Origin of the sequence: Pseudomonas sp. GM80 (assembly GCF_000282515.1) — a bacterium.
Classification (GTDB): Bacteria; Pseudomonadota; Gammaproteobacteria; order Pseudomonadales; family Pseudomonadaceae; genus Aquipseudomonas.
The window spans coordinates 1-13,527 of the sequence record NZ_AKJD01000160.1; the positions used below are offsets into that span (position 1 = coordinate 1).

The following is a 13,527-nucleotide window of genomic DNA, read 5'->3' on the forward strand; positions in this document are numbered from 1 at the left end:
CCTGCGGCAGCTCCTACAGGACGTTATTTGTGTTTTTCGAAGCGATAGAACAGGTTCGGCTCGCTGACAATGTACAGCGTGCCCGCCTCGTCCATGGTCACACCTTCGGCGCGGGGGATGGTTTTTTTCAACCCGTTGAAACCGCTCAGCAGGGTCATGAAACTGACTTGCTCGCCCTTCTCGTCCAGTTCCAGCAGCAGGTGCGAATCAGCCGAAAGCACCAGGGTGTGGCCGGTGCGCGGATCGATTGCCAGCGCGGAAAGATTGCGGATATCCAGTTCGTCGCTGGCCAGCTTCTGCTTGTCGCCTTTCAGGACCTGGCTGCCATCGCTTTTCCAGGTGAACAGCGCCGGTGGCCGCTCCTCGCCCAGCAGCAATTGCTGATTGCGCGGATCCCAGGTGATCGCCTCGAACGCCTTGTTCTGGTCTTTCGATGGCCCGAGGTCGTATTTCGGGAAATCGGCGATGTTCAGCTCTCGGGTGTCGGCGTCAACCTTGACGATAGAGAGCATGTGTTCACGCTCGTCGACGATGGCCATCAAGCCGTTTTCCATGACGGTCAGGCCTTCCGGATTGCTCCAGCCTTTGAGCGGCATCTTGCGCAGAACATCGCCCTGCAGCGTCAGCTCGGCGAGGAACGGATTCTTGCCCATCACCGAAAACAGGGTTTTGGTCTGCGGGTTATAGGACAGGTCCGAGGCTTCGTCCTTCTCCATGCCCGGCAGCAACTTCGCGTCGATCACCGCGCGATAGTCCGGCAGCCAGATGCTTTCCTTCTGCTCAGCCTGACTTTCAAAGCGCTCGTGTACCCACAGCAACGCACGGTCATCCCAATGCATGGCGAACGCCAGGCCATAAACGGCAGCGATCAACAACAATAACCAAACGTACCAACGCAGGTAGAAACGCGAGCGAGGGGTGGTTTTGAGCTGAGTTTGAGAGGACATCGAGGGACGCTTTCCGAAAATTCAGGCTATGGGTAATAGCACAAAGAGGCCGGCTCAGACGCCAGAATTGCGGAAATTATCCAGACAGGATGTGAAAAAAACGGCAAATGGCGGGATTGCCCTGTGGGTTTGTGGGCCAAGACACAAAAATACCGGCCAGGCCTCTGTGGCGAGGGGATTTATCCCCGTTGGGTCGCGCAGCGGCCCCAAAGATCTTGGGACTGCTGCGCAGTCCAACGGGGATAAATCCCCTCGCCACAAAATCACATCACAACAAAAAATGCTTAATCAGCGCACGCTGCTGGTGAAGCTGCTCGCGCCGACCAGTTCAAGGACGATGTCATCGCCGACGTTCAGCGGGCCGACGCCCACGGGTGTGCCGGTGAGGATTACGTCACCGGCCTGCAGCGAGAAGCAGCCGGCCATGTGCTGGATCATTGGCACGATCGGGTTGAGCATCGCGCTGCTGTTGCCGTCCTGACGGACTTCGCCGTTGATGGTCAGGCGAATGCCGATGTCGGTCAGGTCAGCAAAGGTGCTGCCGACCACGAACGGGGCGATCACCGCCGCGCCGTCGAACGACTTGGCGATTTCCCACGGCAGGCCCTTGGCTTTCAGCTCGGCCTGCTTGTCGCGCAGGGTCAGATCCAGCGCCGGGGCGAAACCGGAGATCGCGTCGAGCACTTCTTCACGGCTCGGTTTGGTCGACAACGGCTTGCCGATCAACACGGCGATTTCCGCTTCGTAGTGCACCGAACCGCGCTCGGTCGGAATGGCGAAACCGCCTTCCAGCTCAACCACGCAACTGCCCGGCTTGATGAACAGCAACGGTTCGGTAGGCACCGGGTTGTCCAGTTCCTTGGCGTGTTCGGCGTAATTACGGCCAATGCACACGACTTTCCCGATCGGGAAGTGGATGCGCGTGCCGTCGACGTACTGGTGCTGATAGCTCATTTACCGACTCCTGCCTTCATTGATTCATCAAAGATTGCCGATCAAACCGCGAAAATCTTGCCCGGGCTCATGATGCCGTTCGGGTCGAACACCGCTTTTACCGCTTTCATGTACTCGATCTCAACCGGCGAGCGGCTGTAGGTCAAGTAATCGCGTTTGGTCATGCCCACGCCGTGCTCGGCGGAGATCGAACCGTTGTACTTCTCGACGGTTTCGAACACCCACTTGTTGACGGTCGCGCACTTGGCGAAGAACTCGTCCTTGCTCAGGTTATCCGGCTTGAGGATGTTCAAATGCAGGTTGCCGTCGCCGATATGGCCGAACCAGACGATTTCGAAGTCGGGATAGTGTTCGCCGACGATCGCGTCGATTTCCTTCAGAAATGCCGGCACTTTCGACACGGTGACCGAGATGTCGTTTTTGTACGGCGTCCAGTGCGAGATGGTCTCGGAGATGTACTCGCGCAGCTTCCACAGATTCTGCAGTTGGGTTTCGCTCTGGCTCATCACGCCGTCCAGCACCCAGCCCTGCTCGACGCAGTGTTCGAAGGTTTCCAGTGCGCTATTGGCCACTTCTTCAGTGGTCGCTTCGAATTCCAGCAACGCATAGAACGGGCAATCGGTTTCGAACGGCGCCGGTACGTCGCCACGGCCCATGACTTTGGCCAGGGCTTTGTCGGAGAAGAATTCGAACGCGGTCAGGTCGAGCTTGCCCTGGAAGGCGTGCAGCACCGGCATGATCGAGTCGAAATCGGCGGTGCCAAGGACCATCGCTGTGAGGTTTTTCGGCGCGCGATCGAGGCGCATGGTCGCTTCGACGACGAAACCCAGCGTGCCTTCAGCGCCGATGAACAGCTGGCGCAGGTCGTAACCGGTGGCGTTCTTGATCAGGTCTTTGTTCAGTTCGAGCACGTCGCCCTTGCCGGTGACGACTTTCATGCCGGCGACCCAGTTGCGGGTCATGCCGTAGCGAATCACCTTGATCCCACCGGCATTGGTGCCGATGTTGCCGCCAATCTGGCTGGAACCGGCCGAGGCGAAATCGACCGGGTAATACAGGCCTTTTTCTTCGGCGACGTTCTGCAAATGCTCGGTGACCACGCCCGGCTGACAAACGGCGGTGCGGTCGGTGAGGTTCACGTCGAGAATCTGATTCATGTAATCAAACGACACGACCACTTCGCCATTCGCCGCCACCGCAGCGGCGGAAAGCCCGGTGCGTCCGCCCGACGGCACCAGCGCGACCTTGTGTTCATTGGCCCAACGGACAACGGCTTGCACCTGCTCGATGGTCTTGGGAAACACAATGGCGCTAGGCGCCGGCGCGAAGTGCTTGGTCCAATCCTTGCCGTACGCATACAGGGAGTCGGCGTCGGTCAGGACCTTGCCAGGCTCGACCAGGGTCTTCAGTTCATCAATCAGGGCAGGATTGGTCATCGACAGAACTCTCGAACAATTCATGGTCATCCTGAGAACGCTTCACGTCGCAGGAATGAGTGTTTAGCGGGGAGGCTATGCTAGCATATCGACCCCGCAGGACAGTGCCCAAGGCCAGATCCGCGGAGACGACTTTCTTGTCGTCCGGGTCAGCGTCTGTTGACCATTTCCTGCCATTTTTCTCCGGGATACAGGTTTACGCAGATGAGCAAGACTTCTCTCGATAAGAGCAAGATCAAGTTCCTTCTTCTCGAAGGCGTCCACCAATCGGCTGTCGACGTCCTCAAGGCGGCGGGCTACACCAGCATCGAATACCTGACAGGTTCCTTGCCGGAAGCCCAGCTCAAGGAAAAGATCGCTGACGCTCACTTCATCGGCATTCGTTCGCGCACCCAACTGACCGAAGAGATCTTCGATCACGCGAAGAAGCTGGTTGCGGTCGGCTGTTTCTGCATCGGCACCAACCAGGTTGACCTGAGTGCTGCCCGTGAGCGCGGTATTGCCGTGTTCAACGCGCCGTACTCCAACACTCGCTCCGTAGCGGAACTGGTGCTGGCCGAAGCGATCCTGCTGCTGCGCGGCATCCCGGAGAAAAACGCTTCCTGCCACCGTGGCGGCTGGATCAAATCCGCAGCCAACTCCTTCGAGATCCGTGGCAAGAAACTCGGCATCGTCGGCTACGGCTCGATCGGTACGCAGCTGTCGGTTCTGGCTGAAGGTCTGGGCATGCAGGTGTATTTCTACGACACCGTGACCAAGCTGCCGCTGGGCAACGCGACTCAGATCGGTAGCCTGACCGAGCTGCTGGGCATGTCCGACATCGTCACCCTGCACGTTCCGGAAACCGCTGCGACCCAGTGGATGATCGGCGAGAAGGAAATCCGCGCCATCAAGAAGGGCGGCATCCTGATCAACGCGGCGCGCGGTACCGTGGTCGAGCTGGACGCCCTCGCGGACGCGATCAAGGACAAGCACCTGATCGGCGCGGCCATCGACGTATTCCCGGTGGAGCCACGCTCCAACGACGAAGAGTTCGAAAGCCCGCTGCGTGGTCTCGACAACGTGATCCTGACCCCGCACATCGGTGGTTCGACCGCCGAAGCGCAAGCCAACATCGGTCTGGAAGTGGCAGAGAAACTGGTCAAGTACAGCGACAACGGTACTTCGGTTTCGTCGGTGAACTTCCCGGAAGTGGCCCTGCCGGCTCACCCTGGCAAGCACCGCCTGCTGCACATCCACGAGAACATTCCGGGTGTGATGAGCGAGATCAACAAGGTCTTCGCCGAAAACGGCATCAACATTTCCGGTCAGTTCCTGCAGACCAACGAGAAGGTTGGCTACGTGGTCATCGACGTCGACGCCGAGTACTCGGATCTGGCGCAAGAGAAGCTGCAGCACATCAACGGCACTATCCGTAGCCGCGTGTTGTTCTGATTTAGCGTTGAGCGACAAAAAAGGGAGCCTTCGGGCTCCCTTTTTCATGCCGAAAAATTATTCGACGTTGACGGTGATTTTCTTCGAGACGATTGGCGGATCGAACGGCATGTGGCCGCTGTCGCCCAGCTCCAGCTGCAAGGTGTGCTTGCCCGGGGCCAGTTTGATGTCAGCCTGGGTCTGCGCCTTGCCGAAGTGCATGTGATTGGCGTCATTCGGAATCGGCGCGCCAGCGGCCGGGAGCTTGTCGACGTCGATCAGCAAATGGTGGTGACCGGTGTTCTTGGTGACGTCACCGGCTGGTGCCAGCGCGACGTCCTTGGTGCCGAACTTGACGGTGAAGGTCTGCGAAACCGTGGCCCCGTCCTCGGGAGAAACGATGAACACTTCGGCGCCTTTTGGCGCGGGTGTGGCAGCACTGGCCAGCACCGAAACACCCATCAGCACACCCGCCAACGCTGCACGTGACATAAAGCTTTTCATTTTCTTCTCCAGTTTTTCCGTAAAATCCGCACGGTCATGACAACTTCATGACCATTCGTTGTCGAAGGCACTCGACAACCATAGCAAAGCGAGCCTGACTCAGAGCATCGCAATAATGATTTCAAAGGAGTGACCATGCGCTTTTTGCCTGGCCTGATCTGCCTGCTACCCCTTCTGAGCCCTTTGGCTCACGCCGAACTGATTGATGACGTCAACGACCGTGGCGAGTTACGCATAGCCCTTGAGGCTAATACACCGCCTTTCAATTACAAGGACGACGGCGACAAACTCACGGGGTTCGAGGTCGAGCTTGGACAACTGCTCGCCAACGAGCTGGATGTACGCGCCGACTTCATCGTCACCGACGAGGCCGATTTGCTCCAGGGCGTTGAAAGCGGCAAGTACGACGTCGCGCTCAATCACATAGCACTGACACCCGAACTCAAGGATCGTTTCGACTTCAGCGAGCCTTACGGCAAGGTCGATGCGCAACTGCTGGCGAAGAAGGATGAGCAGCCGCAGCCGATGGTCTTGGTGCAGGCGTTGACTGATGCCAAGCCAAAGGCGAGTGCACCGGTGGAGTTGGCGATACCGTTTCAGAAGGGTAATCCGGCATTTCACGCCAGCCTTGAGAGCGCGATGCAGCGGATCAAGGCCGACGGGCGCCTGGCGGCGCTGTCGAAGAAGTGGCTCACCGAACCCAATTGAAACCTGTAGGAGCTGCGGCACGCTGCGATCTTTTGATGTTGATTCGAAAGATCAAAAAGATCAAAAGATCGCAGCGTGCCGCAGCTCCTACAGGTGATCGAGTTGGGTCAGGGCCAGCGCGGCTTGCGGGAGTTCGAGCTCGCTGAAGACTTGCACGCCATGGCGCTTGAGCAGTGCAGCGGTTACGCCTTCGCCGGAAACTTTCACCCCACTGAACGTCCCGTCATAGGTCAGCAGGTTGCCACAGGAAGGACTGTTGGCTTTGAGCACCGCCACGCGGATGCCGTGTTTGCGCACCAGCTCCAGCGCCTGCCGCGCACCGTCGAGAAACTGCGCGCTGACGTCCTCGCCCTCGGTGGTCATCACCGCAGCAATGCCATCCAGCACTTCACCACCCTGCCCGCCGGGAATCTCCGCCGCTGCACGAGGCGTCGGCAAACCTCCCGCGACTTCCGGGCACAACGGCACCACGCGTCCTTCGCTAATCCACTGTTCGAGCAGATCAAACGGCCCACTCGCGCCACCGTCGTAACGTACGCGATGACCCAGCAGGCAGCGGCTGACCAGAATCTTGTCCATGTCAGAACGGCTCGTTGCCACGGCGGCGGAACCAGCCCGTCAGCGACAAACGTTCACGGTTCGCCGGCAACACTTCGTGCGGCACTTCGCCAGAAAGAAACACCACCAGACAACCGCCAGTAGGCTGCACGTCATGCACGCGCTCTTCGTTCAGGTACATGCGCAACTGACCACCGTCCTCCGGCAGCCAGGCGTCATTGAGGTAGACCACCACCGAGACCATGCGCTTGTCATCGTCGCGAAAACGGTCGACATGCCGACGATAGAACGCACCCGGTGGGTACAAGGCGAAATGGCATTCGAAGTCTTCAAGACCGAGGAACAAGCCACGGTTGAGCGCCTCGCGCAGACTTTCCATCAGATTCAGATAGCGGTCGCTGGAATCGGCCTGGCCTGGATCGATCCACTGAATGTGGTCGCCACGAATACCCTCGCGGATCTCTGAAAACGGCCCACGTCCCACCGCCGCTGGCGCCAGTTCACCTTCGGCCTCACGTTTACGGCACTCGGCCGCCAACTCGCGGGTCAAACCGGCGGGCAGGAATATGTTCTGCTGCGACCAGCCATGCTCGGCCAGGTCGTCGACAATGCGTAACAGCAGCGGGTGTTCAGAGGATATTTGCATGGCGCGCATAGTATGCCGCCGGCAAGAAATCCGACAGAGCCACGCGGCGGCTTGCTACGAATTCTCGACAAGTACCGGCACCGCACGGAGAATAGTCCGCTGCTGACAGGAGTCCCTATGCGCCGTTTGCTTTTTTCACTGTTGATGTTCTGCGTGTTGCCCGCCTGGGCGGACGGCCACGACCAGTTGTACAAGGTCGCCGGCTGGCCAGATCAACGTGCGCATTTCAACGACGCCCTGACCGCTGCCCAACAGCGCTATCAGAACAGCCTGCCGCCCGCCGTGTTTCAGGCGTTGGTCAACAACAGCAATCAGCGCTTCGCCCCGCAAGCCGTGGATCAACGCGCAGAAGCACAACTGCGCCAGCAACTCGCCGATCCGAAACCGGCGCTGAGCTTTTTTCAATCGCCACTGGGCAAAAAAATCGTCGCCGCTGAGTTGCTCGCAACCCGTCGCGACCAACTGGCAAAAAACGCCAAGGGCCTGCCGAAGATGCAGGTCAGCGACAGCCGTCTGCTGATCATCGGCCACCTCGCGCAGGCGCTGCCAGCGCGTGAGGCCGGCGCCGAAGTCAGCCTGGCGATTGCCGGTGTGGCGGCGGACAGCTTGAGCTCGATGATTCCGGGACTGCTCGGTGGCGGTCAGGCGCAGGGCATGTTGAACAGTCAGCGTCAGCGCCTGATGGATCAGATTGGCGCGGACATCAACAACACGCTGCTCTACGTTTATCGCGACCTGTCGGACGAAGAGCTGGAAGAGTTTGCGACGTTTGCCGAATCAACCGAGGGCAAGGCGTATTACCAGGCGGCGCTGGCGGCGATTCGCGCCGGCCTGGCGGTCGGCCAATGATCTCTAGCACCTGATAAGCCGCCATCGCTGGCAAGCCAGCTCCCACAGTTTTCTTGGGTGTTCACAATATTCGTGATCGACACTTAACCCTGTGGGAGCTGGCTTGCCAGCGATAGGGCCCTCACAGACGCTAAAGATTGCGGCCCCTGATGCGCTTGCTCAGAAACTCGAAATACTCCTCACGCATCTCCTCCGTCTCATTCGCCAGATGATGCCGCCCCTCGGCCAGCAGCAATATCTGCGGCCGATCGAACTTCCACTTCATCACTTGCAAATTGTGCTGCCAGTCGACCGTCATGTCCGCCTGCCCCTGAATGATCAGCGGCCGCCGCGGGCTTTTTTTCGCGTGTTCCACGCGAATGATCCAGCGTGACAGTGCACCTACCCACTGGGTCGGCAAGCGTCGCGGCTGCAACGGATCGGCCTGGAGAAACGGCAGGAAATCAGGATCGTTGGAGTTCTCGCTGAAGCGCCGCACGACACCTCGGACAAAAGGCCGGAGCAGGTAATAACTCAGTTGCGACCACCCCCACGCGCGCGGCCGTACCAATGGCGCCATCAGGATCAACTGACCTTGCGCCGGGCTGCCCTGACCATGGTTGAGCACGTGATCGACAATAATCGCCCCGCCCGTGCTTTGCCCGAACATGTGCCACGGTTGCGGCAGCGCGATCGACTGCGCTTCGGCGAACAGGGCTTGCAGGACGTCCTGGTACTCGGAGAAATCGCGAATGCTTGCACGCGGCCCGCTCGACAGGCCATGGCCCGGCAGGTCGCAGGAAATCACTGCAAAATCCTGATCCAGCGCCCACTCGATCACATGGCGATAAAGCCCGGTGTGATCGTAGTAACCGTGCAACAGAAACAGCGTCGCCTTGACCTTTTCCGGCCACCAGCAATGGCTGACCAGCTCATAACCGTCGACTTCGAAACGGCCCATGCCGCGCCAGACATCACGCTCGGGAAAGTCGGTCTGGTAAAAGCGCTGATAGGCTTTGGCCTCCTCCGACAACGGCTGCCACTCGGCCAAGGGCTTGAGGCTGGCGCGTAATTGATCGGGGTCGAAGGTGGCGGGCATAAGCGGTTCCAGAGCGGTAAACAGACTTTATCGGCCTGCGATATTCATCTGTAGTGACAGACATGGCAAGCTAGCCGACCTCTTCGGGATCGAAAACCATGCGTTCGCCCTACCGCACCGCACTGTTTGCCAGCCTGCTCGCGCTGATCTGCGCCGGGGTGCTGTGGGCGGCGTACGACTGGTTTCAGGGGCGATACCTGCGCGCGTTCAGCGAACACACCGCGGTATTTTCCGGCGATCCGCTGCGCCTGCCCGACGATCTCGCCGGCCCCGGCAATATCCGCCTGGTGCACTTCTGGGACCCGGCCTGCCCGTGCAACGTCGGCAATCAACAGCACCTGAGCGAGATGGTCGAGCACTTCAGCGCCAGGGGTGTCGAGTTCTTCGCGGTGCAAAGAGCGGGCAGCCACGGCCAGTTGCCGGCCACACTCAGTAGCCTGAAAACCATCACGGTGTTGCCCGGTTCCGAACAGGTGCCCGCCAGCCCGGCCGTGGCGATCTGGGATCGCAGCGGCAAACTGGCGTACTTCGGCCCTTACAGCGAAGGCCTGACCTGCAACTCCAGCAACAGCTTCATTGAACCGATCCTCAATGCCCTGACGGACGATCGCCCGGTCGACGCCACGCACACGCTGGCCGTCGGTTGCTATTGCCCGTGGCCGGTGGAGACGAAGTAAGGCATTCCGGACTTTTCAAGGACAGCGCTGCACGGCACGGACGGTCTGTGCTAATTGTTTGCAGCCCGACGGGCGGCAATCCCGCCTGCACAAGGAGTCGCCATGAAACGCGTGTTCACCGTTCTTGCCTTGCTCATTGTTGTTTTGCTCTGCGCCGGGGGCTGGTACGTCTACAGCAAACAACCGACGCGACAGGGCCAGGTGGAACTGCGCAACCTGCAGGGTTCGGTGACCGTGCGCTACGACGAACGCGGCGTACCGCACATCCGCGCCGAGAACGAAACCGACCTCTACCGCGCCCTCGGCTATGTGCATGCCCAGGATCGCCTGTTCCAGATGGAAAGCGTGCGCCGCCTCGCCCGAGGCGAACTGGCCGAAGTGCTCGGGCCGAAGCTGCTCGACACCGACAAACTGTTCCGCAGCCTGCGCATCCGCGAGCGCGCTGCCAGTTATGTCGCCAGCCTCGACAAGCAGTCGCCGGCGTGGAAGGGCCTGCAAGCCTATCTGGATGGCATCAACCAATATCAGGACACCCACGCTGCGCCGATCGAGTTTGACGTGCTGGGCATCCCCAAGCGGCCGTTCACCGCGGAGGACAGCATCAGCGTCGCCGGCTACATGGCTTACAGCTTTGCCGCGGCGTTTCGCACCGAACCGCTGTTGACCTATGTGCGCGATCAACTCGGCGCCGATTATCTCAACGTCTTCGACCTCGACTGGCAGGCCAAAGGCGTGCTGGCCAACGGTCACGCCCAACAGACGCCAGCCCTCGCCGCTGGCGACTGGCAAGACCTCAACGCCCTCGCCCGCCTCAGCGAACAGGCGTTGATCGACAACGGCTTGCCGCAGTTCGAAGGCAGCAACGCCTGGGTGATTGCCGGCAGCCGCAGCCAGAGCGGCAAACCGCTGTTGGCTGGCGACCCCCACATTCGTTTCTCGGTGCCGTCGGTGTGGTACGAAGCGCAATTGTCGGCGCCGGGGTTTGAGTTGTACGGCCACCATCAGGCGCTGGTGCCCTTCGCGTTTCTGGGGCATAACCTCGATTTCGGCTGGAGCCTGACCATGTTCCAGAACGACGATCTGGACCTGATCGCCGAGAAGGTCAACCCGGACAACCCCAATCAGGTCTGGTATCGCGGCCAGTGGACAGACATGGTCAGCAGCGAGCAGCAAATCAATGTGAAGGGCCAGTCACCGGTGACCATCACCCTGCGCCAGTCGCCCCACGGCCCGATCGTCAACGATGCACTGGGATCTGCTGCCGGGAAGACACCGATTGCGATGTGGTGGGCCTTCCTCGAAACACCCAATCCGATTCTCGAAGGCTTCTACCAACTCAACCGCGCCGACACGTTGGCCAAAGCCCGCGCCGCGGCGGCGAAAGTGCAGGCACCGGGGTTGAACCTGGTGTACGCCAACGCCAAGGGCGACATCGCCTGGTGGGCCTCGGCGTTACTGCCCAAGCGTCCGGCCGGAGTACGGCCGGAATTCATTCTCGACGGCAGCAGCAATCAGGCCGACAAGGACGGCTTCTACCCGTTCAGCGCCAACCCGCAGGAAGAAAACCCGGCGCGCGGCTACATCGTCTCGGCCAACTTCCAGCCGCTGTCGCCGACCGGCATGGAGATCCCCGGTTACTACAACCTCGCCGATCGCGGCCAGCAGCTTAATCGTCAACTCGGCGACAAGAGCGTGAAGTGGACCAACGAGGCGAATCAGAAGCTGCAACTCGGTACGGCAACCGGTTACGGCCCGCGTCTGCTGGCGCCGTTGCTGCCGGTATTGCGTGAAGTGGTGAGCGATCCGGCACAGCTGAAACTGGTCGAGCAACTGGCGCAATGGCCGGGCGACTATCCGCTGGACTCGGTCAGTGCGACGGTGTTCAACCAGTTCCTCTACGACCTTGCCGACGCGGCGATGCGTGATGAGTTGGGCAATGACTTTTTCGACACGCTGCTGTCGACGCGAGTGATCGATGCGGCGCTGCCACGTCTGGCGGCAAACGCTGATTCGCCGTGGTGGGACAACCGCAACACGCCGGCCAAAGAGACCCGCGCCGATGTCGTGCGCGCGGCGTGGGCAGCGAGCATGGCCCATCTGCAGCTGACCCTCGGCGACGATGTGACCGGATGGCAATGGGGCGCGGCGCACACGCTGACGCACGGGCATCCGCTGGGGCAGCAGAAGCCGCTGGATCGCCTTTTCAATGTCGGGCCATTTGCGGCGCCGGGCAGTCATGAAGTGCCAAATAATCTTTCCGCAAGGATCGGCCCGGCGCCGTGGCCGGTGACGTACGGGCCGTCGACGCGGCGGCTGGTCGACTTCGCCGATCCGGCGCATGCGCTGACGATCAACCCGGTGGGCCAGAGCGGCGTGCCGTTCGACAGTCACTATGACGATCAGGCTGAGGCGTATGTCGACGGGATGTATGTGCAGGCGCATTTCAGCGAGGAAGAGGTGACGGCGAATACGCGCAGTACCTTGAAGCTGTTGCCGGCGCGGGCGGCGCAGTAGTTTTGCGCTGATAGAACAGGCCTCATCGCTGGCAAGCCAGCTCCCACAGGGTTTTGCGTCGATCACAAATCATGTGAACTCCAGAGAAACCTGTGGGAGCTGGCTTGCCAGCGATGAGGCCCTGAAGAGCAGCACACAACCTCAGAGTAGCACCGCAAAATTCAGCCGAAACTGCTGCGGTGTCACGCCCAAGCGGCGGTTGAACACGCTGCGCATATGCTGCGCATCACGAAACCCGCACTGATACGCCACGGTCTTCAACGGCGCCGTGGTGCTTTCGAGCATCACCCGCGCCGCATCCACCCGTGCCTGCTCGACAAACTCCGCCGGCGTCACCTTCGCCTCCCGAGCAAACACCCGGGAGAAATTGCGCGCACTCATGTTCGCCGCATTGGCCAGATCGGCAATGGTCAGATCGCCGGTGAGATTGGCCAGCACGTACAACTGCACCATCGCCACCGCCGATGTCGGCTCCGCATGCGGCGTGAGGAACGGACTGAACTGCGACTGCCCGCCCGAACGCTGGGTGAACACCACCAGCCGCTTGGCAACGCTCAAAGCCACTTCAGCACCGTGATCACGCGCCAGCAGATACAACGACAGATCGATCCCCGCCGTGACCCCGGCCGAGGTGTAGAGCGTGCCGTCCTCGACGTACAACCGATCGGCTTCGACGTGGGTTGACGGGCATAACTGCGCCAACGCCTCGGCATCGTTCCAGTGCGTGGTCACGGTGCGCCCTTCCAGCAACCCTGCGCGCGCCAGCATGAAGGCGCCATTGCAGATCGAGCCGAAGCGCTTGGCCCGTGCGCAAGCTTCGCGCAGCCAGCTGTCGAAGACGCTGCCGAAATCCATGAATGGCAGCTGCGGGCCACCGGCGACCAGCAGCAGGTCATAGGCGTCGAGTGCTTCGCTGAAATGGCGATGGGCGTTGAGGATCAAGCCGTTGGAACAGGCCATCGGTGTTTTTTCCAGGCCGATCACTTCGAGCCGATAGTGATCTTCCGGCGCGAGAAAGCGGTTGGCTTCGGCGAACACATCCATGGGGCCGGTGACGTCGAGCGACTGCACGCCTACGAACACCACGATGGCGATGGTTTTATTCATGTTTTTGAAGTCCCCTGTAACCCTGTGGCGAGGGGATTTATCCCCGTTGGGTTGCGAAGCAGCCCCAAGACCCTACACCTCGTTGTGTCAGGCAGTCTTCATGGCTGGATTTACGACTGCTGCGCAGCCGAACGGG

Annotated in this window: 13 protein-coding genes; 5 read left to right on the plus strand and 8 right to left on the minus strand. The window is 60.4% G+C overall.

All coding sequences use genetic code 11. From position 1 onward, the window contains the following. Positions 1-23: 23 nt before the first annotated feature. The 3 genes from PMI37_RS22420 to PMI37_RS22430 all read right to left on the minus strand — a co-directional run bounded on the left by PMI37_RS22420 (position 24) and on the right by PMI37_RS22430 (position 3,337). Complete coding sequence (locus PMI37_RS22420) at positions 24-947, minus strand: SdiA-regulated domain-containing protein (RefSeq protein WP_008085291.1); 924 nt, start codon at positions 945-947, stop codon at positions 24-26. Between the two features lie 288 nt (positions 948-1,235). Next, positions 1,236-1,901, minus strand: a complete 666-nt coding sequence (locus PMI37_RS22425; RefSeq protein ID WP_008085293.1) for a fumarylacetoacetate hydrolase family protein — start codon at positions 1,899-1,901, stop codon at positions 1,236-1,238. Between the two features lie 41 nt (positions 1,902-1,942). Then, positions 1,943-3,337, minus strand: coding sequence for an FAD-binding oxidoreductase (locus PMI37_RS22430; RefSeq protein ID WP_045123241.1), 1,395 nt, complete (start codon positions 3,335-3,337; stop codon positions 1,943-1,945). Between the two features lie 204 nt (positions 3,338-3,541). Between PMI37_RS22430 and serA the strand changes: the two genes are divergently transcribed. Next, the gene (gene serA / locus PMI37_RS22435; RefSeq protein ID WP_008085296.1) at positions 3,542-4,771 is read left to right on the plus strand and encodes a phosphoglycerate dehydrogenase; all 1,230 of its coding nucleotides are present in this window, start codon (positions 3,542-3,544) and stop codon (positions 4,769-4,771) included. Positions 4,772-4,828: 57 nt separating this feature from the next. Here serA and PMI37_RS22440 read toward each other — a convergent pair whose 3' ends face one another. Next, positions 4,829-5,254, minus strand: coding sequence for a DUF4399 domain-containing protein (locus PMI37_RS22440; RefSeq protein ID WP_008085298.1), 426 nt, complete (start codon positions 5,252-5,254; stop codon positions 4,829-4,831). Between the two features lie 135 nt (positions 5,255-5,389). On the opposite strand from PMI37_RS22440, the gene PMI37_RS22445 reads away from it, so the two are divergent. Next, on the plus strand, positions 5,390-5,962 hold the full coding sequence (locus PMI37_RS22445; protein WP_008085300.1) for a transporter substrate-binding domain-containing protein: 573 nt from the start codon (positions 5,390-5,392) through the stop codon (positions 5,960-5,962). A gap of 87 nt (positions 5,963-6,049) precedes the next feature. On the opposite strand, the gene PMI37_RS22450 is transcribed toward PMI37_RS22445, so the two are convergent. After that, the gene (locus tag PMI37_RS22450; protein WP_008085302.1) at positions 6,050-6,541 is read right to left on the minus strand and encodes a DUF523 domain-containing protein; all 492 of its coding nucleotides are present in this window, start codon (positions 6,539-6,541) and stop codon (positions 6,050-6,052) included. Between the two features lies 1 nt (position 6,542). Then, complete coding sequence (locus PMI37_RS22455) at positions 6,543-7,175, minus strand: 2OG-Fe(II) oxygenase (protein ID WP_008085304.1); 633 nt, start codon at positions 7,173-7,175, stop codon at positions 6,543-6,545. A 108-nt stretch (positions 7,176-7,283) separates the two neighbouring features. On the opposite strand from PMI37_RS22455, the gene PMI37_RS22460 reads away from it, so the two are divergent. Continuing rightward, positions 7,284-8,015, plus strand: a complete 732-nt coding sequence (locus tag PMI37_RS22460; protein WP_008085307.1) for a DUF2059 domain-containing protein — start codon at positions 7,284-7,286, stop codon at positions 8,013-8,015. Positions 8,016-8,145: 130 nt separating this feature from the next. Here the strand turns inward: PMI37_RS22460 and PMI37_RS22465 are convergent, their stop codons facing one another. Next, positions 8,146-9,093 carry an alpha/beta hydrolase gene (locus PMI37_RS22465; RefSeq protein WP_008085308.1) on the minus strand — a complete coding sequence of 316 codons (948 nt, stop codon included), beginning with the start codon at positions 9,091-9,093 and terminating at the stop codon, positions 8,146-8,148. A 98-nt stretch (positions 9,094-9,191) separates the two neighbouring features. Between PMI37_RS22465 and PMI37_RS22470 the strand changes: the two genes are divergently transcribed. Both PMI37_RS22470 and PMI37_RS22475 read left to right on the plus strand, forming a co-directional pair. Beyond that, on the plus strand, positions 9,192-9,770 hold the full coding sequence (locus PMI37_RS22470; protein WP_008085310.1) for a DUF6436 domain-containing protein: 579 nt from the start codon (positions 9,192-9,194) through the stop codon (positions 9,768-9,770). Positions 9,771-9,872: 102 nt separating this feature from the next. Beyond that, entirely contained in the window at positions 9,873-12,284 is a 2,412-nt protein-coding gene (locus PMI37_RS22475; RefSeq protein ID WP_008085313.1) for a penicillin acylase family protein, read from the plus strand. Positions 12,285-12,425: 141 nt separating this feature from the next. On the opposite strand, the gene PMI37_RS22480 is transcribed toward PMI37_RS22475, so the two are convergent. Beyond that, positions 12,426-13,391, minus strand: a complete 966-nt coding sequence (locus tag PMI37_RS22480; protein ID WP_008085316.1) for a GlxA family transcriptional regulator — start codon at positions 13,389-13,391, stop codon at positions 12,426-12,428. Positions 13,392-13,527 lie beyond the last annotated feature (136 nt).